Here is a 22,499-nt window from a genome sequence, read left to right as displayed (position 1 = left end):
ACTAATGCTAAAACTCAAGCAGCTTTAACTTAAACTGTACCGCAAAATTCTGTTTAAAATTGGTGGTTGTATAATATCCGACTCTGTAAAATAATCCTAGATTAAAATAGGATGAAAGAAAATTATTCCATTCCAGACCGACTTCCTGATACAGATGATCCAGCTTTCTGAATCTGAAATCATGATATTCGGGATGTTTCATATCGCCAATGGTTCCACGAAGAACGAAATCAAAACTTGTAACATTCTGACCGATACTTTTAAAATAAAAAGGCAGTTTGTGGGTAAAATAATAGGCGATAAATTTATCGTTGTAGTATTTTCCGCCTTCCAAAGTAGCAAAACCAAGATAGGAAGTAAGGTTAAAATTAATATCGCGACTCGGTGAAGCCAGTCCGTTTGTGGTGAAATTTTTCCAGATAGGAGCCTCACCTAAAAGAAAACCTCCGTATAAACGAACTCCGGTTGTTCCCAATCTCGTTTTAAAATTATGTACAAAAAGAGCATCGAAACGGGTATAGTTAAAATCTCCGCCAAAGATTCTTGCACTTTGCTCATAATTGAAATAAAGTTCGGGATACTTCTGATCGATCAATGATTTTCCCTGTGGCGTCATAATATTCGTAGAGTTTGGGGAATACTTTAACGTAACCAAAGTATTGAAGTTTTCAAAAGCTCCTTTTTTTTCCCTGAAAGTATAATCAAATAAAGCTTCTTCTGTATTTCTTCTTGTTGCAAAAGCTAATGTCAAACCATTCGTGATGTCATTTAAATAAGACAGGGAAACACCTTGATAACGATAATATTTGTCATTGTTGATGTTGTTTCCGTAGTTCATCATTCGCATTCTGAACGTCCAGAGTCTGCGGTAAAATTCCCCCGAAGAATTCACATCATCATAATACTCAATCCTGAAATAAGAATTTTTTTCGAGTGAAGTTTTCATATCAAGTCCGATCCCATATTTGAATTTATCGTCGCCCAAACCGTAAGCAAAATAATAATCGGGAGAAAAGTACGGATCGAAATTTTCATTCAGTTTTCCTTTTAAACCTAACCTGAAACCTTCGTATAAGTTATAATTAACGATTTCTCCAATATCAAAATCTAAATTTCCTACACGAACCTGACCATTAATCAAACCAGTCAAAACCCTTGCTGTGCGGTCGATTTTATAAACTTTTCCTAAGCTATCAATCGTCTTGTAAGTATGACTTTCTCTTGAAGATAAAGGTTCTGTTCTGTAAAGATGCAAAGTTTTTCCGTCGGTGTTTTTTACCGAAAACGTATAACCTTTGAAATCATCAGGATTTTCTTCGATAGGAGAGGTATAGTTGAAATATTTCGAATAAAGATAGGCGTATGTTCCGAAACTGCTTTGTTTTTTTTTCTCTTTTTCAGGGTTTTCGTTATCCTGTCCCATCATCATTCTGCTCATGCGAAGTTTTACGTTTTCTTCAGACAAAAACCATTTGCCGTTGAAAAAAATCCAGATGCTTGTAATATTTCCTTCGTTTTTTTCTTTGCTGATGCTTTCTATCTTCTTAATGCCGAATGTTTCTTTGTCGATGTAAATGGTGCCGCTGAACTTTCTTTTTTTCATCGGTTTTTTATAGTTCACTTCACGAAAACGGATGACATACGTTTCTCTCCCATCAACTTCAATGCTGTCTGTCAGGAAAAAACGGTATAGCCCTCGATTCTCCTGTTTGATCTGATTCGGAATCTTGTTTCGGTTACTCTGCAAAGCAATCATTTCGTAGATAGGCTGTTTCAGTCCGGAAATTCTGTTGTCGAGAATATTTATTTTTTCACCGTATTTTTTAGAATATAGAAATTCCTGCGCCCTTTCCCAAAGGAACAGCTTGCTGTTGGCGAAAATCTTTTTGGCAGAAATATCTTTTAGCGAATCTTCTTTTTTGTTTTTTTTGAATAAACCTAAATTATTGGTAAAAACATTGTTGAATGCCGTAATACTATCCTGATCAATATCCAGCGAAACCTTTTCGTAAGATTTGTAAGCATAAGAATCAAGACTTTCCGGGGAATTGCTCTTAAAAAGTTTATCGACTTTTCTGAGGATTTCTAAAGCTCTCGGATCGCTTTTATCTTCAAGAATCACCGTTTCTATTGCGTGGGTTTTGGATGAAGTTTTGGTGAGCATCACTTTCATCTGATCCTCAACCAATGTGCTTTCTTTATAATAACCTGAGGCTTCGATCTGAATATTTTTGCATTTGGTTTTAAATTCCAAAAAGCCTTCAGAATTGGTCTTACCTAAAATTTTATTGTCACACGAAATGGCTGCGTTGGCAATCGGAGTTTGGTCTGCCTCATGATAAACAGAAATTTTTGATTGTGAAAAACCAAAAATAAATGCCCATAAAAATATAAAACCCAGACTCCTTTTCATATAGAAATTCTCAATTCAAAATTACTATTATTTCTTGTGTTGAGAAAGTTTTTAAAATGAAGTTATCTTCAAGTTAAAATAAAAATTCCCGAAAATTTCCGGGAATGTAATTTTTGAAATTAATGCATAATTTACAGATTAGCTTCTTCTTTGGTAATGGTAATTTCCTTCAACACTTTTCCGCTTTTATCGGTGTAAAGATATTTGATATGGTTAATTCCCAAAACTGAAGTTTGCGAGAATACCTGTCTTATCTGTCCGGATTGCAACATGGCTTCTTTCATGGCTTTTTCTGTTCCTTCCATTGCTAAAGCGGTTTTAAAACTATCCGGAACTTCACAGGTATAAACCAAATTGTTTTCTGCATCAGCTTTAATGCTTGTAATTTTTGTTCCTGTTGAAGGGTCTTCAATAGGGAGACTTTTGTTAAATGATTCAAGAATGCTGTTTAGCTGCTCATTATTTGGTTTATCACCTTTGGCAATAGATTTAAAATCTACATCTTTCGATAAACTTTTATTGTCTATGGCTTTGTCCAGAATAACCTGAGCATTTTTACCATATACTTTGATGTTGAATTTCACACCACTATCAAAAAGTTCCTGTCCTAATTTTTCACTTCTAATGGCCTGTCCGATAAGTTCCGGAAGAGCGTTCGTTACAAGATCACTTTCCATTTCACCTTTTTCATATTCTGTTTCTACCATAATATCTACCTGATTCTGTGAAACAGCCTTAGCTGAGGTAGATTTAATTTTGTTATTCGCAATCATATTCGAAGAGCGGTTATACATATCCACAAAATCCTGAACCTTGTCTTTCTTGGTCTGACAAGCCATTAACAGCAGTGAAGCCATTAAAACAAAGAATAATTTTTTCATATAATATTATTTTTAGAAAAGATAATAAAAAAACAGAAGCAATACTACTTCTGTTCGATGAAATTGTTGTTTAGTTGATTTTTCCTACGTATTACACAAATTTTTTTATACATTAAAATTAAAGTTAGATCTGTGGGAATTAATTTTTTATCGAATTAAAATTTAATTCAAAAGATTAAATCTCAATTTAATCCCAAAATTATCTTTAAACTCTGAAGTTTGATAATGTCCTAATCTATACGAAAATCCTACACCGAAATTTCTTCCCAGGAAACGGTTCCAGATAATGCCGACTTCCTGATAATAATGATCCAGAACCTGAAAATCAAACTGATGATCGCCTCTGTTTTTAAAATCTCCGATTGCAGATTGGTACTCAACTTCAAGATTAGAATATCGGGACCCGATCGTTTTAAATCTGAAAGGTAAATATTGCGAAATTTTAAACCCAACAAATTTATCAGCAAAGAAAGTTCCCGAAGGCATGGTTGTAAAGCCTATATTGGATGGCGTATTGATATTCTGATACCATTTGTCCGGGCTCGTGTCTCTGTGACCTGCAATTTCAAAGTTTTTCCAGATCGGTGCAGTTCCGGAAGAAATTCCGCCAAAAAGCTTGATGTTGGTGAAACCCAATTTAGATCTGAACTGATGAATAATCAATGCATCTAATCGGTGATAATCCAGATCTCCGCCTAAGGTATTAAATCCTTTTTCAAAGTTCATAAAAATCTGTGGAAATGCCTTTTCATAAGTGTACTTTCCGGTTGGTGTCATGATATTTTTGTCATTCGGAGAAAATTTCAAAGATAAAGTAGCACTTGTATTATCGAAACTGTTTCCTAAATTTTGATACTGATAATCGAAAAGTGCCTGTTGTTTTTCTTTATTCACGGCAATTTTCATACTTAAAGAGTTTGAAATATCGTAAAGATAAGATGCTCCCCATTTTTGATTTTTATAAAAATTGGCATTGTGAATATCAAGATTCAGATCGTTTATTTTCATCATCATATCCCACATATTATTGCTGAATCTTCCTGCTGCAAATACGTCATCCACATAATCAATCCTGAAAACAGAAGTTCTTTTATCTGATAATTTTACGTCTAACCCTACACCATATTTCCAGGTGTGGTCTTTAAATCCGTATCCAAAATAACCATCAGGAGAAAATGTTTTGCTGAATCTTTCATTCAATTTCAGACCGGCTCCTAAACGAACACCTTGGTATTTATCATAGCTGAAAAGCTTGGTAACATCAAAATCAATCATTTTATAGCGCAGATTTCCTCTCATTAACTGAGTTAAAAAGCTTAGTTTCTTCTCAAAATCATGTTTTTGTACAAAACTGTCGATTTTGGTGTACGTTGCGCTTTCTCTTGCAGTAAGACTATCGGTTCTATACTGATCCAGAAGACTTCCGTCAGAATTTTTCATTTCAAGAGAATAGCCTTTAAACTCTGACGCTTTTTGCTCGGGATTAATAGTAAAATCAAAGAAACGGTTTTTTACATAAAGATAATTTCCAAATCTTTTTTTGTTGTATTTAGCAGTCTGTTCAGGTTTTATACTGTCTTTTTTCGATGTATTGAAACTCTGGCTTCCCATTTTAAGCTTAATGTCTTCATAATCTAAAAACCATTTTCCATTAACAGGTTTCCAGACAGAAACAATATCTCCTTCGTTTTGTTTTTTGTTTTGGCTTTCAAATTTTTTCAAAGCATAGGTTTCAGAATCTACATAGATTTTTCCGTTAAATTTTCGGGGATTTTGCTTCTTTTTGTTGGTAATTTCCTTGAATTTAATGACAAAAGTTTTTCTGCCGTCAATCTGTAAAGTATCGGAAAGATAAAAATTAAATAGCTTTCTGTTTTCCGGTCTCAATTGTCTCGGAATTCGGTCTAAATTTGAAATATTGATTGCCAAAGCTTCATAAATAGGGTTTTTAAAACCGGACATTCTGTTATCGATGATATTGGTTTTTTCACCAAAACTTTTAGAATATTTGTATTCCGTAGCTTTTTCCCACAGGAACATCTGGCTTTCTTCTGTTGCACCGATGAAATCTTCTGCGGTAAGAGAATCTTTTTTATCTTTTTCTTTTTGTACGAGGTCTTTTTTGTCAACTTTTGAAAGAGAATCTTTTCTTATGGCTAAAAAGTTTTTATAAACATCCACAGAATCTTTGTCTACATCAATAGAAAATTTAGAATAAGATTTAAAATGATAAGAATCTAATGACTTCGGAGCGTTTTCTTTTGCTTTTTTATTTACTTCATCCAGGATTCTCAATGCTCTTGGGTCACTTTTATCCTGAATAACCACGCGGTCGATATTGCTTCTTTTTTCAGAAAGCGGAATCATTGAGATTTCCATGTTTTTTTTCACGTCTACGGAAATATCTTCAAAATTACTGGCAAGAATTTCTACTTTCTTGCATTTCGTTTTGAATGATAAGACTCCGTTGTAATCGGTCTTACCAAGCAATTCGTCATCGCAGTACACTGAAGCGTTGTGAATAGGCTGTTTATTTGTTTTGTTTAAAACTTTCAGCTGATTTTGGCCGAAAAACAGTAAGGTGGCGAAAAAAAAGAGAGTGGATAAAAGTTTTGTCATGGAGCTTTTTATTAATTAGACAAAACTATTGATAAGAAAGTTACAATATGAAGCGAGAAAATATAATCTTTTGTTAAAAATAAAATCAGCTGTATTTCAAATAAACACAGCTGATTTTTATTGATTCAATTCCCGAATGAATGAGAAGTGAAATTTTATTTAAGAGCTTTTAGACTTTTCAGTTAAATATTCAAAGCCTTCTGATAAGCATTTTCCAGGCCATCAAGGTTTTTTCCTCCTGCTGTTGCAAACCCCGGATTTCCGCCGCCACCGCCTTGGATCTCTTTTGCCAAATCTTTGACAATCGTTCCGGCCTGATAACTTGCTGCCAAATCATCAGAAACTCCAACGGTAATCATTGGTTTTCCGTCTGCATCAGAAAGAATAATCGTTACAGAAGTCGGGATTTCTCTCTTCAGCTGGAACACGATGTCTTTCACAGAACCTGCATCAAGAGATGTTTTCTTTACTAAAAGCTGTTTGTCACCCTTATGTTCGTACGCATTTTTCCAGTCGCCGATTTCGCCTTTTGCTTTCTCTTTTTTGAATGCTTCAACTTCTGATTTTAAAGTGGAATTTTCTTCGATCAGTTTCTCAATCGATTTTACAACATCTTTAGATTTTAATAATTGAGAAAGTTCAGTAACCTGTTTTTCTAAATTTTTGAAATACTCTGCAGACTTGTCACCAGAAATCGCCTCAATTCTTCTGATTCCAGCTGCTGCAGAACTTTCAGAAACAATTTTGAAATGACCGATTTCGCTGGTGTTTTTTACGTGGGTTCCCCCACAAAGTTCCTTCGAAGTTCCGAACTGGATCATTCTCACACTGTCTCCATATTTTTCACCGAACAAAGCCATCGCACCTCTGTCAAGTGCCTCCTGAATCGGGATGTTTCTGAATTCCTGTAAAGCAATATTGTCTTTTATTTTCTGATTTACTTTATCTTCAACCAACGTCAGTTCTTCATCCGTCATTTTATTGAAATGAGAGAAGTCAAAACGCAGATAATCAGGACTAACGTAAGAGCCCTTCTGCTCAACGTGAGTTCCCAAAACATCTCTCAAAGCTTCGTGTAGTAAGTGCGTTACCGAGTGATTCGCCTGAGAGTTTTTTCTGTCAGTAGCGTTGACTTTAGCGTAAAAAACAGCTCCTGCATCTTTAGGAAGTCCGCTGATTAATGAAATGATTAATCCGTTTTCTTTTTTGGTTTCTAAAACTTCAAAGCTTTCGGCAGCATTTTCAAGTGTTCCTTTATCACCGATTTGTCCACCACCTTCCGGATAGAAAGGTGATTCGCTCAACACGACCTGATAAAATTCTCCGTCTTTATTTTCTACTTTTCTGTATCTTGTAATATACGTTTCAGACTCGATTTTGTCGTAGCCAACAAAGTTTTCGGGTTTTTCTTCTAACGTTACCCAGTCGTACACTTTTTGAGCAGAATCTGCTTTTGAACGTTGCTTTTGTTCATTTAGAGCCTGTTCAAATCCTTTTCCGTCAATGGTTAAACCTTTTTCCTCAGCAATAATTCTCGTTAAATCATCCGGGAAACCGTAAGTATCATATAACTCGAAAACTTCTTCTGTTGGCAATACTTTTTTACCTTCAGAAATCGTCTGCTGAATTAATTTATCAACCCTGATTAATCCTGTTTCAATGGTTCTTAGGAAAGATTCCTCTTCACTTTTAATCACCTCAGTAACCAAAGTTCCCTGTTTTTCAAGCTCTGGGAAAAATTTACCCATTTGTTCCTGAAGAACAGCAACCAACTGATATAGGAAAGGTTCTTTTCTGTCTAAAAAACGATAAGCATAAGAAATTCCTCTTCTCAAAATTCTTCTGATCACGTAACCTGCTCCTCCGTTGGAAGGTAACTGTCCGTCTGCAATCGCAAAAGAAACCGCTCTAATGTGGTCAACCACAACACGAATGGCGATGTCTTTTTCGTCCGTTAAAATTCCAGTATATTTTTTACCTGAAAGTTCCTCAACCTTAGCAATTAAAGGTGTGAAAACATCCGTGTCATAATTGGATTCTTTCTGCTGTAAAGCCATACAAAGACGCTCGAATCCCATTCCGGTGTCGATGTGTTTTGCCGGAAGATTTTCCAGAGAACCATCAGCTTTTCTGTTGAACTGCATGAATACGAGATTCCAGATTTCTACCACTTGTGGATGGTCATTGTTTACCAATTCCAAACCTGAAACTTTTGCTTTTTCTTCAGCACTTCTCAAATCAACGTGGATTTCTGAACAAGGTCCACAAGGTCCGCTTGCGCCCATTTCCCAGAAATTATCTTTTTTATTTCCGTTGATAATTCGGTCTTCAGAAATGAACTGTTTCCACAAATCGTAAGCTTCTGTATCTCTTTCAAGATTTTCTTTCGCATCCCCTTCAAAAATGGTTACATAAAGATTTTCTTTCGGAATTCCGTAAACTTCCGTCAACAATTCCCAAGCCCACGAAATCGCTTCTTTTTTGAAATAATCACCAAAAGACCAGTTCCCAAGCATTTCAAACATCGTATGGTGATAGGTGTCACGACCTACATCATCCAAATCATTATGCTTCCCGGAAACTCTTAAACATTTCTGTGTATCGGCAATTCTTGAGGCTTTAGGTTCTTTATATCCTAAAAAATAATCTTTGAACTGCGTCATTCCCGAGTTGGAGAACATTAACGTTGGATCATCTTTCAGCACTATAGGGGCAGAAGGAACAATAAGGTGTTCTTTGCTTTTGAAAAAATCTAAAAATTGCTGTCTTATCTGTTGTGAAGTCATTTAGTTGTCTGTTGTTGGTTGATCGTTGATCGTTTTTCTCTAATTTTAATCGACAAATTTAATGAATTTGAAAAGATTCTTTGATACTCAACATTGAAATATTTAAGAAAATCAAAAAACCGAAAATTAGATAGAAAGCTTCTTTGGGAAACTGTTGCAAATAGAACTTAAAATCGTCAAAAAAAGAAGGTTTATATTCGTCATAAATAACATCATTACAAAGCAAACATTCATATTCAATTTCTTTTGCGTTTGGATTTTTGTAATCAACTAAAGCAAAGATATGTCCGGTTTTATCAATATCTACACCATAAATATCGTGTTTGGCAATATGTAAATCATTTAAAATAGAGGCAAAATCACCGTAAGAATTATTATTATCAAGAATAAATTCAATTCCTGTATTTTTTACATTTCTTTTTTGCAATTTTTTAATTTCAGAAACATAATATTTAGAATTTGATTTAGCGCTATTGGGCTTTACTGCAATTTTTTGGTAATTCCAGTTCCGATAAGGTTCAAAACTAGCGAAATTCGATTCTTTTCCGTCTTGAGGTTTAGCAGGAAGACCAATGTCCATAACATTTGTTATTGATTCTTGTAATTTTCTATTTCCAAAAAATCCAAACAAAATAGGAATTAATAAAGCACTTATTAATCCAGGAACATAGTATATTTTTTTTCTTAGCATCATTGGTTTAAAATTAATTAAAAAATAAATATAAAGTTCAAAGACTTTAAGATGAATCTTAGTCATCAAGAAAATTTGAGTCTTTCCTTTTAACTTATTATCTTCGTTATGATCTGAAAAGATAAAAGTTTAGCATGACAAAAAATGAAACCCTTAAAAACTGGATCGAGCAATACTCAGAAGCATTGTTAAGACGTGCAGTTTATCTGGTTTCAGATAAAGTAGAGGCAGAAGATATTGTTCAGGAGGTTTTTATTTCCGCTTTTTCATCGTTTGATTCTTTTGAAGGGAAAAGCAAACCTTTAACCTGGTTGATGACGATTCTTAATCATAAAGTTGCTGATTTTTATCGTAAAAAATATAAATCTGAACCGAAAATCAAGCTCGATCATTTTTTTGAAGACAATGGTTCATGGAGAAATAATGACGTTTTAAATAACTGGAACACAGAAAATAAAGAAGCTGAGCTTCTTGACGACAGAGTATTTAATCAAACATTAGAGAATTGTCTTGAAGATTTACCTTCCAAATGGAAGATTCCGGTGAAAATGTATTATCTTGAAGAAAAAAAAGCACCGGAAGTAAGTCAGGAATTGAATATTTCTACGACTAATCTATGGAAGATTCTGCAAAGAAGCAGAATGCAGCTGAGAGAATGTCTGGAATTTAACTGGTTTGCCAAGTCATAAATGATTTAAGAATGCTAAGAAAACTAATCCATATCCTATTTTTACCGTGCAGTGAAGCAACTTTACTGATGGAAAAACGAAATGCAGAAAATATTTCCTCAAAAGAAAACTGGAAATTGTCTTTGCATTTAATAATCTGTAAATGGTGCAGAGCTTACAAACAGAAGCTGGAAATTTTAGACGATATTCTGAAAAGAAAGCTTGCTCAGGAAAATAGTACTGAAATTAATGAGTCTGAAGTTCAGTATTTTAAAGAGAAAATAATTAAAAATTTAGATATTTAATAAAATTTTTGTCAGGATTTTGAATTTGTTCCGACTATACTTTTGAAAACAACAAAGTATTAATTCAAATTATAAAAAATGAACGGAACGATCTTAAAAATTAACTTAGACAATCGAGATATTAAAAACTCGATGATGAATTTCATTCTCAATGAAAATTCTCCTTATTTAAAACCATATTTCAACATTCATCGTATATAATTCTAAGTAAATTAAAGGTAATTTTATTATTGTTCTAATAGAAATTATCAGTGACTGATCATGATTTGTAGTCCGAAATTTGCAATAAGAATTGCGGATTTTAATTGAGGAAAAAATAATTAAAATGAATAAAAAGATAAAAATGAAAAACATATTTATATTACTCGGAATGATTCTGAGTATAGCAGTATTTGCAACAAGTTGTGGAGATTCAAAGAAACTGAAATCCAAAGAAATTAGAAAAGAAAATGAGACCATTATGGATAACAAAAATGTAAAAGAAGTTTATTTTGCAGGCGGATGTTTTTGGGGAACTGAACATTTTTTTCAACAGATTCGTGGCGTGGTAGGAACGGAAGTAGGATATGCGAACGGAAACAAAAAAAATCCGACTTACGAGGAAGTAATCAGCCATACAACAGGTTTTGCAGAGACCGTAAAAGTGAAATACGATCCTGAACAGGTTGATCTTACGCTTTTAATTGATCTTTATTTTAAAACAATTGATCCTACAAGTTTAAACAAGCAAGGTAATGATAGAGGAGATCAGTACAGAACGGGGATTTATTCAACGGATAAAGAAACAGAGGCAATCGTGAAGCAGGAAGTTGCAAAATTAGCTAAAAATTATAGTAAACCAATTTTAGTAGAAACGATCCCGTTGAAAAATTTCTATAGTGCTGAAGATTATCATCAGGATTATTTAGATAAAAATCCGGGAGGTTATTGTCATATTGAACCGGGACTTTTTGAAATGGCAAGAAACGCCAATCCTCCCAAAAAAATTACCAAATATCAAAAGCAGGACAGAAATGTTTTAAAACAGAAACTGACTTCTGAACAGTATAAAGTAACCCAGGAAAATGCTACCGAAATGCCTTTCCAAAATGAATATTGGGATGAGACGAGAGAAGGGATTTATGTAGATATTACGACCGGAGAACCGTTGTTTATTTCTACCGATAAGTTTGAATCGGGTTGCGGATGGCCAAGTTTTTCTAAACCAATTAATCAGAAACTGATTGAGGAAAAAGTAGATAATTCTGTAGGAATGACCAGAACTGAAGTAAGAAGTAAAACCGGAGATGCACATTTGGGACACGTTTTCGATGACGGACCAAAAGATAAGGGCGGATTGAGATACTGCATCAATTCAGCATCTTTGAAATTTATTCCCAAAGCTGAAATGAAAGACAAAGGTTACGGAGATTATCTTTCACTTTTAAACAAGAAGTAAAAAAAAAAAGACTGTCGAAAGGCAGTCTTTTTTATTTTAATAATAAGATCGAGATAGTTTAGTTGAAATCTTTTTTTTGATGCTGAACATTGATGTATTCAGAAATAGTAAAAAAAACTAAAGATAATAAGCTCCTGTTTGTAGTTTAGTCATGTTTTCAAATAAATGTGTATAAAATTATATTTGAGAATATCGTAAACTTACAAAAAATTTCAATTTTTTAAAAAAAACATTGATTATCAAGTAGATAAACTTGGTTTTTAATTTAAAGTTGATAAAATAGGTAATGAATATTTAAAATGAATTTTAAATTCACTTAATAGAGAATAATAACTATATTTGCAGCTTTAATTTATTTACTGTAAAAGAGCAATATAATGAATATTTTTACTTATACTTTTTCTGTTTTAAAAATGTCTTCTGCCTTCTTGGTTTTGTCGGCAACTATTATTGGTACCCAACTTTCAGCGCAAAAGAAAATAGATAGTTATTTTGATCATTTGCTTGCCAACAATAAAATGATGGGAAGTGTTGCTATAGCTCATAGAGACAGCATCATCTATACAAAAGCAATTGGTTATGCAGATATAGACACTAAATTAATGAATAATAAAGACACAAAGTTTCGTATAGGCTCAATTACAAAAACTTTCACCGGGGCTTTGGTATTGAAGGCAATAGAGGAAAATAAATTACAACTTGAAGACAAACTTTCTGCTTATTTTCCTGAAGTGAAAAATGCTCAAAAAATAACAATTAGACAACTACTGAATCAACGCTCCGGGATTTTTAATTTTACAGAAATTGAGGGCGAAAATGAATGGGAGAAATCATTTCATACTCAAAAGGAATTTATGGATTTCTTCATCAATAAAGAAAGTAATTTTGAACCGGGTACAGAATATGAATACAGTAATACCAATTACGCCCTGCTTGGTTTTATTCTTGAAAAAGTCTATCAGAAAACTTATGCCGAAATTCTCGATGAAAAAATCTCCAAACCATTGCATCTAAAAAATACATATTATTCTTTTGAAGTTGACAGTAAAAAAAATGAAGCAATTTCTTACAATATTCAGAATCATTATATACGAAATGGAGTAACCAATTTTTCTAATCATCCGGCAAGCGGGGGAATTACTTCGACTCCAACAGATGTTAATAAATTTCTTTTTGGTTTATTTAACAATAAGTTGATCAATGCTGAAAGCCTTAAAATAATGCTTCCTGAAAAAAATGGAGAATACGGAATGGGTATTACAAAATTTCAATTAGGTAAAAATGAATTTTACGAGCACAGCGGACGAGTGGAAAATTATTTTTCAGATTACTGGTACATGGCTAAAGAAAATTTAGGAATTGTAGTTCTTGCTAATGCGATTAATATTCCTACCGAAGATGTGTCTAAAGCTCTTACGATTCATGCATATAATAATGATCCTGTATTACCAGATTTCAATAAAACTGCTGAGCTGTCTACCAAAGAGTTTACTGAGATTAAAGGGACGTATTTTACCAACGATAAAAAAGAATCTGTTACTATTTCTTCAGACGGTAGTAGTCTTGTTTATCAGGGCTCAGAATCGGGACAGGATTATATCTCTTTTAACTTTAAAACGAAAAACACTTTTGAATACGAAACAATAAAATTGGTATTTGAACCTAAAAAAAATCAATTTACAATATATCAGGATAAAATAATAAAAGTTTTTACTAAGAATGCATCATAGAAAACCGTAATAAATTACATTTAATAAAACCGTGGAGTTATCGTTTAACTTTGCGGTTTTATTGTAGTAAAACTATATCTGTCTCATTAATTAAACTCGTGGCTGAATGATTTAATGTTATCCAAAGTGGGCAAAATATTGACGGTAATTTTCTTTTGATTTTTTTTAGATTTTTTCGAGCCTTTAGTTTTGGTAGTTTCTGTTACCGTTCCTGCAATAAGATCAGTTTTTGTTTCAACAGTTGTATTTTCGTCTGACTTTATCTTAGATACAGAAACAAGCTCAAATTTTCCTTTATTATGGCGGAAAGTCTGTTCCTGTTTCTCACTATTAATATCTTTTGAAATAACCAGATTATTATTTTCCACTCTAATATCCGGAACTGCACGATCAGTAGATATTCCGTCAGAATGATTGAATTCAAAAACTTCTGTAGAGCTGAATGCAGATTTAAATTTTCTGTCCGAACCCAGAAAAAATATCTGAAGTCGTAATGGTCGTGAAGAATGAGTAGTGTCTTCAGAAAGAATTATTTTATCCTGCAATCCATCTCTGTTAAGATCTCCAACAGCCTGTTTTAGAAGCATGAAATTGTTTCTGTTGTCATTTTGCTGTGCGAAAATATGTGCGGTTAAGAAAAGAGGTAAAAGAATAAATGTTTTTTTCATGGTTATGAAACTGATGACTATTTTTAGTTTGGATAACTAAACTACAAAAAAAATATGATTCCGAGTACGGCGTTTAGAATTTGAAAATTGATCTGACTGATTAATAAAAAAGGACGCATAAAGCGTCCTTTTGATTATTTTTCAGGTTCATTGCCATTGTTGCACCAGTAAAGCGCATTATAAACATTGTCTTTCGGAAAAAATTTAAAGTTTGAAAATCCCGGAATATCTGTAAATTTCTGCACTTCCTCATCATTGCTTACAATAGCTGCACGGTTGTACTTGGAAATATTATTAAGTTCGGAAAGAGAGTTTTTCAACCATGATCTGACATCATTATTTTCGAAATTAGTGTCTAAATACAGAAGATAATTCAGTTCGTCAAATTTTTCAACTTTGTTCTTTACGTGAGGAATAACCAGATTATCAAAATCTTCTCGGCTAATTTCGCCTGTAGCATTGAATGCAGCTACATTTTCGGGTGCATCATTAAGTATCGTAATCATAATAATAAATTTTTGGTGGTGAGATTAACTAAACAATAATCAAACCAAAAATTATTTTTACTATAAATAATCTTAATTATGATTAGATATAATCTGTTACTTTTTTCATTATCAATGATTATTATGTTTTTTTTAATTTAAAAATTGAGAATCATTAATTCTTACACAATACTCGCTTCCTAAATAGAGCGGATTTCCATGTTTTTCTGACCAAAAACCATCCAGAATATCTTTATTGATACATCGGTAAACAGCCACACCCTTAAAAATACGATAGTCCTCACCTTCATAATTAAAATTAATGACCAGAATTTGATCTTTATAAAAACCAGTGCCGTTTTGGATGTGATCACCAATCATCCATTGTGCGACAATACGATTGTTGTCGTCAAGAGATAATGTCAGAATACCTTGGTAACTGATATGATTTTCTGCTTCCTGATTGCTTCCCTGAACGGAATAGTTACCCACCAGATCTTCTATTGTCATTGGATTCATTTAAAAAGACAAATTTAAAAACGTTTAGACGATGATAATAAAGCGGTATTCATTTTTATATTTAGATTTGCGATATGCTATATTTTCTTTTAATCATTAATCTCATCACTTTCATCATTTTTTTGTTAGATAAATGGAAGGCGACCAAACATAAAAGAAGAATTTCAGAATTTAATTTATTGATTTTGTCTTTTTTTGGAGGAACAGTTGGAGCAGTTTCAGCAATGCTTATATTTAGACATAAGATTTCTAAGAAAAGCTTTTTGTGGAAGTTTGGACTTATTGCCTTACTACAGATTATTATTTTAGTTGGATATTGGAAGCTTGATGTTGGAAGTTTAAATTTTTTATTCTGAATACCACCAACCAAAACCTAACAACCACCAACCATTTTAACATTCTTTAAGTACCATATATCTGTACCACGGCATTATATTTTCTTATTCATTAGCATTAACACCAAAAGTAAAATAATATGTCTAAGAAAATTGCAATTTTAGCTACACATGGATTTGAAGAAAGTGAATTGAAATCTCCAAAGGAACATTTGGAGCAACAAGGCTGGACAGCTCATATTGTCAGTCCGAAATCGGGAACCATTAAAGCCTGGGCAGAAAAAGACTGGGGAAAAGAATATGATGTTGATAAAACGTTAGAAGAGGTTTCCGCTTCAGAATATGATGCATTGGTACTTCCGGGTGGAGTGATCAATCCCGATCAGTTGAGAACTAATGAAAAGGCAATATCTTTTGTTCAGGATTTTTTTAATCAGCATAAACCTGTTGCCGCAATTTGTCACGGTCCGCAAATTCTGATCAGCGCAGGTGCAGTTAACGGAAGAAAAATGACTTCTGTAAATTCCATCAGCATCGACCTCAAAAATGCAGGCGCAGCTTGGGAAGACAGCGAAGTAGTTGTAGATAACGGGTTGGTAACCAGTCGCACTCCTGAGGATCTTCCGGCGTTTAATGCCAAAATGGTTGAGGAAATTAATGAAGGGAAGCATGAAGATCAGAATCTTTAAATGCATTTAATTTGATTCCTTAAAACCACTAAACAAATTGTTAGGTTTGGATTGATAAGTGAATATATCATTGTAGAATTTTGATTTAAAGGTTTTTAGAAGCTATTTCCCGCTTTCCACTATATCTTTTGTTCCGCTTTGCTACACAAAAGGATGTCGTTGCAATCGGGGCTAGAATTTTCGTTGTTCCTTAGCATTTTTGATTAAATCAACTTTGTCATTGATGAATATATCCTTTCGAATATAATTTTTACATATATTTACGGTTATTTAAATTTAAAATAACCATGAAAAAAGTAACATTTAATTTGTTTGTCGGAATCGGACTGGTTTTAGGAACTGCTGCCTTATTTGGACAAAAATCTTTTAACACAATTACTCCGTTAAAGTCAACTGAAAAAAAACAGGATGCCAGTATCGAAGGTACTTGGAAACTCCATAAAGCAGATGGAAAAGTTATGAAAGAAAACGTAACAAAAACATTTGCGGCTAACGGCGTAATCATTACAAAATATCCAAAGAGAACAACAAAAACGAAATGGAAAATCGAAAACGGAAAGCTTTGTACGGATGATTTTAGTGCTGATTTTCAATGCAGCGACTATACAGTTACAAAAACTACTTTAACGTATACAGTTTTGAATTCAGAGATAACTTACGTTCGTAAATAATAGATTCTGATATAAAATTAAGATAAAAAATCCCCGTTACTTCGTAAGTAACAGGGATTTTTGTTAATATGAGTAAATTAAAGGAATTACTGTAAGGTAAATTTAACTTTTGTTTTAATTGCATCAGAAGAATTTCCGATCTGAGCTTCAAAATCTCCCGGTTCTGCAACCCAGTCGTGCTTTTGAGCATCAAAAAAACTTAACGCTGTTTTGTCGATGGTGAAGGTTACTTCTTTCTGTTCGCCGGGATTTAAAAATACTTTCTCAAAACCTTTCAGTTCTTTTGCAGGACGTTCAACTGATGATTTTATGTCAGTAATATACAGTTGTGCCACTTCGGCACCTGCTTTTTTACCGGTGTTTTTTACAGTTACTGTGAAAGTGATTTTATCGTTCTGAGCCATCGTTGATTTGTCAGCTTTAGCTTTTCCGAACTCAAAAGTAGTATAGCTTAAACCGTGACCAAAGCTGAATAATGGTTTAATCTTTTTCGTATCATGCCAACGATAACCAACAAAGATCCCTTCGTTGTATTTGATATTGATCGGGTTTTTCTGGTCTTTTCCTTTTCCTGCGGCTAATTCTTCTTTATTTCCGGGATATTCTCCCATCGCATGAGCTGAATTATCCTCAAGTTTAACAGGGAATGTGAAAGGCAGTTTTCCTGAAGGGTTTGCATCACCCGCTAAAATTGAAGCAATAGAATTTCCGGCTTCGGAACCTAAATACCAACCCTGAACAATAGACGGTACTTCTTTAATCCACGGCATTGCTACTGCATTTCCAGTTACCAGAACAACAGTAAAGTTTTTATTGGCTTTTGCCAAAGCTGAAATTACGTTATCCTGATTGTAAGGAAGTCCGTAGCTTTTTCTGTCATTTCCTTCACTATCCTGGAAGTCTGCTTTGTTTAATCCTCCAACAAAAATTACATGATCAGATTTTTTAGCCAATTCAACGGCTTCATTGAGCAATTCTTCCGGAGAGCGGCTGTCTTTTAAATCCTGTCCTGATTTTACACCGTTATATTCACCACCGATGTCTCCTACATAACCTCTTGCATACTGTACATCAGCGTTTTTACCGAATCTTGTTTTAATTCCGTCTAAAGGTAAAGTTTCATATTTTACTTTTAATGAAGACGAACCACCACCTACAGTCATTACTTTGATGGCATTTTCACCGATAACAGCAATTTTTTTAGCTTTATTAATGTCGATAGGAAGTACCTCTTTATCGTTTTTCAACAATACAATTCCTTCTTCCCCAATTTCTTTCGCCACCGCTTTGTGTTCGTCAGAAGCGATGTTTCCAAAAGGTTTTTTGGTGTTCATTGTTGTTTTATAAGCCAAACGTAAAAGTCTTGTCACTTTATCGTCAAGCTCTTTAGTACCTACTTTTCCTGATTTAATTAAATCTAAATAGGGTTTTGCTAAATAATAGTTGTCATACGCATTTCTGGTTCCGGCAGAAAGACCGTTTGTCCAGCTTCCGAATTCTACATCCAATCCGTTATGAATTGCCTGTTCAGTATTGTTTACAGCACCCCAGTCTGAAACAACCACCCCTTTATATTTCCATTCTCCTTTAAGAATATCATTTAAAAGATACTTGTTCTGACTTGCATACTGATTTTTGTACATATCATAAGCTCCCATAATCGTCCATGAATCTCCTTCAGTTACGGCAGCTTTGAAAGGCGGAAGATAAATTTCATATAACGTTCTGTCGTCAACAATTACATTGCTTGTATGGCGGAACATCTCCTGGTTGTTTAATGCAAAATGTTTCACAGAAGTTGCCACACCATTAGATTGCACCCCCTGAATATAAGGAACGACCATTTTTGAAGTCAAGTAGGGATCTTCTCCCATATATTCGAAATTTCTTCCGTTAAGTGGAGTTCTGTAAATATTTACTCCAGGTCCTAAAAGAATGTCTTTTTTTCTGTATCTCGCTTCTTCACCTAAAGCTTTTCCGTAGTTCCAAGACATTTTCTTGTTCCATGTTGCAGATAGAGCAGTCAGGGCAGGGTAAGCGATAATGGAGTCATTTGTCCATCCGGCCTGATCCCATTCATCCCACATTACTTCCGGACGAACTCCGTGCGGACCATCGGTTGTCCAGAATTCAGGAATTCCCAATCTTGGAACTCCGGGAGAACTGAATTTTGACTGTGCGTGAAGCATGGCCACTTTTTCTTCCAGTGTCATTCTGGAAAGTGCATCCTGAATTCGCTGTTCAACGGGTTTAGATTCATCCAAATAAACAGGAACTGTCGTATTTTGAGCCATAGCAGAGGCAGATATAAGCGTAAACAAACTTAGAAGTACAGTTTTCTTCAACATAAAAAACTCTTTATTGATTGTTTACAAAAATAGGTAAAAAATATATTTTCTCAAATTGAGATAATGTATTTTTTACGAAATGGTTATTTTTAACCAATACAATAAGAAAAATAGTAGTTAAAATCTATCAGATTTTGCTGTTAAAACTCAAAAGCCTGAAATGATTTAACTACGTCAATGAAGTATTAAAATAAAAAAACATCGCTTCGGAGGCAAAGGTTTTTCCGAAACGATGTTTACATATAATAATAGAATCTTTAAAAGGTTCTGGGTTTAATGTTCAATGTTTAAAGTTTTGAGATGCAAATTCAAGATTTTAGATTGTTTAATTATCCCGCCTAAAAAATTCAACCTTTCAGAAAAGATGAATTTCTACTGGATTAAAAATTGACAATTGACCATTGACTTTTCACATTATCAATTCCAACCTTTCACAGCGCCACCTTTAAAAATCTCTCTCGCCTTATCTTCAACTTCTTTAGACTGATACGCTTTCAGGAAATTTTTTACTTTATCGGTATTTTTATTATCTTCTCTCGATACCACAACGTTCATGTAAGGCGAATCTTTATCTTCTTTGAAAATTCCGTTTTTGTCAGCATCTAATCCGGCTTGGGCTGCAAAATTATTGTTGATAATTGCAATCACGACTTCTTTATCGTCCAAAACTCTCGGAAGCTGTGGTGCTTCAATTTCAAGTATCTTAAATTGTCTTGGATTTTCCGAAATATCCGTTACTTTTGGTAGTAAACCCACATTATCTTTTAATTTCAGTAATCCGTTTTTCTGTAGAAGTAGGAGAGAGCGACCGCCATTTGTCGGATCGTTGGGAATAACAATCGTACTTCCATTTCGTAATTCACTGGCATTTTTTATTTTTTTTGAATATGCCACAATCGGATACACAAAAGTATTTCCGATAACCGCCAATTTATAGCCACGCTGTTTCGACTGTTCATTCAAATACGGAACGTGCTGAAAAGCATTGGCATCGATATCGCCGTTATTCAAAGCTTCATTGGGAACGACGTAATCGTTGAACGAAACCAATTCCACTTCAAGATTGTATTTTTCTTTGGCTACTTTTTTAGCGGTTTCGGCAATCTGTTGTTCAGGCCCCGAAGTAATTCCGACTTTAATGAAATTGGGGTCATCTTTTTTTGGAGAATTACAAGCTCCGAATAACAGCAAACCTGCTGCTAATCCTAAAATTTTTATTTTTTTCATTGTTAATTATTTTAATTTTTTTGTTGGAAGATGGATGATGGAAGTTGGATGTTTGTTTAGTTATATCAAGAAATAGATTTTCACAATTTATATGTTTTCATTTCTCAAAAACGCTAGAACACTAAAACTATCTAACTCTCAAACACACCTACTCAAACTATCGATGATCAAACATTTTCGCCAATCGGTCTCCGGAAAACTGTATGATAAAAACCAAAGCCACCAGTAAGCCGAGAACCAGATTCATAATCACTGCATCATAACCGATATACCCGTATTGATAACCAATCTGTCCCAATCCACCGGCTCCGACTGCACCGCCCATTGCAGAATATCCGACAAGCGTAATCAGCGTAATCGTTGCATTGTTGATAAGTGATGGTAAAGCTTCCGGAAGTAAAACTTTTCTGATAATCTGTATTGGACTGGCTCCTAAAGCTCTTGCTGTTTCAATCAATCCGTTGGGGGTTTCCAGCAAACTGTTTTCTACTAATCTTGCAATAAACGGCGCTGCACCGATGCTCAACGGAACAAGTGCGGCATTCATCCCAATAGAAGTTCCAACCAATGATCTTGTAAAAGGAATCATCCACACAATCAGAATAATGAATGGAATCGACCTGAAAATATTAACCAGAATTGATAATAATCTGTTGTAAATTATATTTTCTAAAAGCTGTCCTTTTCGGGTTAAAAACAGAAGAATTCCAACGGGAAGTCCGAGAACAAAACCGAAAAATCCCGAAACAAAAGTCATAAAAATTGTCTCCCAAATTCCTTTTGAAAGAAGCGAAATTACCGTATCATTAAGCATATCCTTTTACTGTATTTTGAATATGATGCTGGTTAAAATAATAGATCGCTTTCTGATTTTCCTCATCCTCTCCCTGCAACTGTAATAAAAGTTTTCCAAAGTTAGAATCGCCAAGATATTCCACATCAGCTTTTAGAAGTTTGTATGGAATTTTGTATTGGTCATAGATGACCGAAAGCAGTTTTTCCACGCTTATATTTTCGTTTAATTCGATTTCAACTAATGGAAAAAGTCCGTTCTGGGGCTCTTTCTGTAGTTTTTTATTGATTTCCTGTGGTATAGTCATAACACCTGAGTTTAAAAATTGTTTGATGATGGGATTGTCTTTGTTGGAAATAACTTCACTCAAAGTCCCTTTTGTTACTAATTGTCCTTTATCGATTACCGCAACGTGGTTACAGACGGTTTTGATGACTTCCATCTCGTGGGTAATCAGCAAAATGGTAATTCCCAGTCTTTGATTTATGTCTCTTACTAATTCTAAAATCGACTGCGTTGTTGCCGGATCTAGCGCACTTGTCGCTTCATCACAGAGTAGAAGATAAGGGTCATTTGCGAGCGCTCTTGCGATGGCAACTCTCTGTTTTTGTCCGCCGGAAAGACTTTTCGGATAGTCGTTTGCTTTATCTTCAAGTCCGACGATTTTTAAAAGTTCGTTTACCTTTTCTCTGATTTTATTTTTTTGAATATTGTCGAGTTCAAGTGGAAGTGCAATATTTTCAAAAACAGTTCTTGACGAAAGCAGATTGAAATGCTGAAAAATCATTCCGATTTTCTTTCTTTCAGAAGCCAATTGTTTGGAATTTAATTTCGTGAAATCTTTTCCGTTGATAATGATTTGCCCTTCATCGGGTTTTTCCAGAAGATTTACTGTTCTTATCAACGTACTTTTTCCTGCACCTGAAAAACCAATAATTCCGACAATATCTCCTTTTTCAATCGTAAGGTTGATTTTATCTAAAGCTTTAAAAGCTTGCTTTTTCTGATGAAATGTTTTTGAAATGTTTTTTATTTCTATCATTTTTTCTCTGCAATTTTTAATAAAAAAAGGCTCTACAACGTGGTAGAGCCTTTAAAAATATGTCATGTCTAGACCTGAAATAACGATACACAAAAAAGAATCGTTATGAAAGAACCATTAGAATCGCTTTATGTAAAGCGTACACAGAAAGATTACAGTTTAAGTTTGAAACTTCAGATTGTAAAAGAAAT

19 protein-coding genes are annotated in these 22,499 nt (G+C 34.0%); 7 read left to right on the top strand and 12 right to left on the bottom strand.

Annotation, left to right across the window (positions count from 1 at the left end):
* Positions 1-7: 7 nt before the first annotated feature.
* From ACR1PN_RS18600 to ACR1PN_RS18580, 5 genes are all read right to left on the bottom strand, one after another.
* Positions 8-2,413 (bottom strand): hypothetical protein, encoded by a 2,406-nt coding sequence (locus tag ACR1PN_RS18600; protein ID WP_433981248.1) that lies wholly within the window; start codon positions 2,411-2,413, stop codon positions 8-10.
* A gap of 131 nt (positions 2,414-2,544) precedes the next feature.
* Entirely contained in the window at positions 2,545-3,294 is a 750-nt protein-coding gene (locus tag ACR1PN_RS18595) for a hypothetical protein (protein WP_433981247.1), read from the bottom strand.
* A gap of 162 nt (positions 3,295-3,456) precedes the next feature.
* Positions 3,457-5,913, bottom strand: coding sequence for a DUF5686 family protein (locus ACR1PN_RS18590; RefSeq protein ID WP_433981246.1), 2,457 nt, complete (start codon positions 5,911-5,913; stop codon positions 3,457-3,459).
* Between the two features lie 182 nt (positions 5,914-6,095).
* Entirely contained in the window at positions 6,096-8,699 is a 2,604-nt protein-coding gene (gene alaS, locus ACR1PN_RS18585) for an alanine--tRNA ligase (protein WP_433981245.1), read from the bottom strand.
* A 58-nt stretch (positions 8,700-8,757) separates the two neighbouring features.
* Positions 8,758-9,456, bottom strand: a complete 699-nt coding sequence (locus ACR1PN_RS18580) for a hypothetical protein (RefSeq protein WP_433981244.1) — start codon at positions 9,454-9,456, stop codon at positions 8,758-8,760.
* 68 nt (positions 9,457-9,524) lie between these two features.
* Here ACR1PN_RS18580 and ACR1PN_RS18575 point away from each other — a divergent pair, with 68 nt between their 5' ends.
* The 4 genes from ACR1PN_RS18575 (at position 9,525) to ACR1PN_RS18560 (ending at position 13,531) form a co-directional block, all read left to right on the top strand.
* Complete coding sequence (locus ACR1PN_RS18575) at positions 9,525-10,079, top strand: RNA polymerase sigma factor (protein WP_433981243.1); 555 nt, start codon at positions 9,525-9,527, stop codon at positions 10,077-10,079.
* A gap of 11 nt (positions 10,080-10,090) precedes the next feature.
* A complete protein-coding gene (locus ACR1PN_RS18570; RefSeq protein WP_433981242.1) occupies positions 10,091-10,363 on the top strand; it encodes a hypothetical protein in 273 nt (90 codons plus the stop codon).
* 343 nt (positions 10,364-10,706) lie between these two features.
* Positions 10,707-11,801 (top strand): peptide-methionine (R)-S-oxide reductase MsrB, encoded by a 1,095-nt coding sequence (gene msrB / locus ACR1PN_RS18565; protein WP_433981241.1) that lies wholly within the window; start codon positions 10,707-10,709, stop codon positions 11,799-11,801.
* A gap of 377 nt (positions 11,802-12,178) precedes the next feature.
* Positions 12,179-13,531 carry a serine hydrolase domain-containing protein gene (locus tag ACR1PN_RS18560; RefSeq protein ID WP_433981240.1) on the top strand — a complete coding sequence of 451 codons (1,353 nt, stop codon included), beginning with the start codon at positions 12,179-12,181 and terminating at the stop codon, positions 13,529-13,531.
* Between the two features lie 86 nt (positions 13,532-13,617).
* On the opposite strand, the gene ACR1PN_RS18555 is transcribed toward ACR1PN_RS18560, so the two are convergent.
* The 3 genes from ACR1PN_RS18555 to ACR1PN_RS18545 form a co-directional block, all read right to left on the bottom strand.
* A complete protein-coding gene (locus ACR1PN_RS18555; RefSeq protein WP_433981239.1) occupies positions 13,618-14,199 on the bottom strand; it encodes a hypothetical protein in 582 nt (193 codons plus the stop codon).
* 134 nt (positions 14,200-14,333) lie between these two features.
* Entirely contained in the window at positions 14,334-14,705 is a 372-nt protein-coding gene (locus tag ACR1PN_RS18550) for an STAS/SEC14 domain-containing protein (protein WP_378181623.1), read from the bottom strand.
* 132 nt (positions 14,706-14,837) lie between these two features.
* Positions 14,838-15,194, bottom strand: coding sequence for a hypothetical protein (locus ACR1PN_RS18545; RefSeq protein ID WP_378181626.1), 357 nt, complete (start codon positions 15,192-15,194; stop codon positions 14,838-14,840).
* Positions 15,195-15,277: 83 nt separating this feature from the next.
* Between ACR1PN_RS18545 and ACR1PN_RS18540 the strand changes: the two genes are divergently transcribed.
* The 3 genes from ACR1PN_RS18540 (at position 15,278) to ACR1PN_RS18530 (ending at position 16,898) form a co-directional block, all read left to right on the top strand.
* The gene (locus tag ACR1PN_RS18540) at positions 15,278-15,559 is read left to right on the top strand and encodes a DUF1294 domain-containing protein (protein ID WP_378181629.1); all 282 of its coding nucleotides are present in this window, start codon (positions 15,278-15,280) and stop codon (positions 15,557-15,559) included.
* A gap of 119 nt (positions 15,560-15,678) precedes the next feature.
* A complete protein-coding gene (locus ACR1PN_RS18535; RefSeq protein WP_378181632.1) occupies positions 15,679-16,227 on the top strand; it encodes a type 1 glutamine amidotransferase domain-containing protein in 549 nt (182 codons plus the stop codon).
* A 287-nt stretch (positions 16,228-16,514) separates the two neighbouring features.
* Entirely contained in the window at positions 16,515-16,898 is a 384-nt protein-coding gene (locus ACR1PN_RS18530) for a hypothetical protein (RefSeq protein WP_433981238.1), read from the top strand.
* A gap of 86 nt (positions 16,899-16,984) precedes the next feature.
* Here ACR1PN_RS18530 and ACR1PN_RS18525 read toward each other — a convergent pair whose 3' ends face one another.
* From ACR1PN_RS18525 to ACR1PN_RS18510, 4 genes are all read right to left on the bottom strand, one after another.
* Complete coding sequence (locus ACR1PN_RS18525) at positions 16,985-19,246, bottom strand: glycoside hydrolase family 3 C-terminal domain-containing protein (protein ID WP_433981237.1); 2,262 nt, start codon at positions 19,244-19,246, stop codon at positions 16,985-16,987.
* Positions 19,247-19,663: 417 nt separating this feature from the next.
* Positions 19,664-20,473: a methionine ABC transporter substrate-binding lipoprotein MetQ gene (metQ, locus tag ACR1PN_RS18520; protein WP_433981236.1), complete on the bottom strand. Its 810-nt coding sequence runs from the start codon at positions 20,471-20,473 to the stop codon at positions 19,664-19,666.
* A gap of 157 nt (positions 20,474-20,630) precedes the next feature.
* Complete coding sequence (gene metI, locus ACR1PN_RS18515) at positions 20,631-21,287, bottom strand: methionine ABC transporter permease MetI (RefSeq protein ID WP_433981235.1); 657 nt, start codon at positions 21,285-21,287, stop codon at positions 20,631-20,633.
* Complete coding sequence (locus ACR1PN_RS18510; RefSeq protein WP_433981234.1) at positions 21,280-22,308, bottom strand: methionine ABC transporter ATP-binding protein; 1,029 nt, start codon at positions 22,306-22,308, stop codon at positions 21,280-21,282. Before ACR1PN_RS18510 ends, metI begins: the two co-directional genes overlap by 8 nt.
* Positions 22,309-22,499: the final 191 nt, after the last annotated feature.

This window comes from Chryseobacterium sp. RLHN22 (assembly GCF_051011795.1).
GTDB lineage: Bacteria > Bacteroidota > Bacteroidia > Flavobacteriales > Weeksellaceae > Chryseobacterium > Chryseobacterium zhengzhouense.
This window is presented reverse-complemented; position numbering and strand designations above follow the sequence as displayed.

Coding starts and splice junctions, on each gene's coding strand:
- metQ (WP_433981236.1), bottom strand. CDS start 20,473: ATGAAAAAAATAAAAATTTTAGGATTAGCAGCAGGTTTGCTGTTATTC.
- ACR1PN_RS18590 (WP_433981246.1), bottom strand. CDS start 5,913: ATGACAAAACTTTTATCCACTCTCTTTTTTTTCGCCACCTTACTGTTT.
- ACR1PN_RS18560 (WP_433981240.1), top strand. CDS start 12,179: ATGAATATTTTTACTTATACTTTTTCTGTTTTAAAAATGTCTTCTGCC.
- ACR1PN_RS18510 (WP_433981234.1), bottom strand. CDS start 22,308: ATGATAGAAATAAAAAACATTTCAAAAACATTTCATCAGAAAAAGCAA.
- ACR1PN_RS18540 (WP_378181629.1), top strand. CDS start 15,278: ATGCTATATTTTCTTTTAATCATTAATCTCATCACTTTCATCATTTTT.
- msrB (WP_433981241.1), top strand. CDS start 10,707: ATGAAAAACATATTTATATTACTCGGAATGATTCTGAGTATAGCAGTA.
- ACR1PN_RS18530 (WP_433981238.1), top strand. CDS start 16,515: ATGAAAAAAGTAACATTTAATTTGTTTGTCGGAATCGGACTGGTTTTA.
- ACR1PN_RS18525 (WP_433981237.1), bottom strand. CDS start 19,246: ATGTTGAAGAAAACTGTACTTCTAAGTTTGTTTACGCTTATATCTGCC.
- ACR1PN_RS18575 (WP_433981243.1), top strand. CDS start 9,525: ATGACAAAAAATGAAACCCTTAAAAACTGGATCGAGCAATACTCAGAA.
- metI (WP_433981235.1), bottom strand. CDS start 21,287: ATGCTTAATGATACGGTAATTTCGCTTCTTTCAAAAGGAATTTGGGAG.
- ACR1PN_RS18555 (WP_433981239.1), bottom strand. CDS start 14,199: ATGAAAAAAACATTTATTCTTTTACCTCTTTTCTTAACCGCACATATT.
- ACR1PN_RS18550 (WP_378181623.1), bottom strand. CDS start 14,705: ATGATTACGATACTTAATGATGCACCCGAAAATGTAGCTGCATTCAAT.
- ACR1PN_RS18600 (WP_433981248.1), bottom strand. CDS start 2,413: ATGAAAAGGAGTCTGGGTTTTATATTTTTATGGGCATTTATTTTTGGT.
- ACR1PN_RS18580 (WP_433981244.1), bottom strand. CDS start 9,456: ATGACTAAGATTCATCTTAAAGTCTTTGAACTTTATATTTATTTTTTA.
- ACR1PN_RS18535 (WP_378181632.1), top strand. CDS start 15,679: ATGTCTAAGAAAATTGCAATTTTAGCTACACATGGATTTGAAGAAAGT.
- ACR1PN_RS18595 (WP_433981247.1), bottom strand. CDS start 3,294: ATGAAAAAATTATTCTTTGTTTTAATGGCTTCACTGCTGTTAATGGCT.
- alaS (WP_433981245.1), bottom strand. CDS start 8,699: ATGACTTCACAACAGATAAGACAGCAATTTTTAGATTTTTTCAAAAGC.
- ACR1PN_RS18570 (WP_433981242.1), top strand. CDS start 10,091: ATGCTAAGAAAACTAATCCATATCCTATTTTTACCGTGCAGTGAAGCA.
- ACR1PN_RS18545 (WP_378181626.1), bottom strand. CDS start 15,194: ATGACAATAGAAGATCTGGTGGGTAACTATTCCGTTCAGGGAAGCAAT.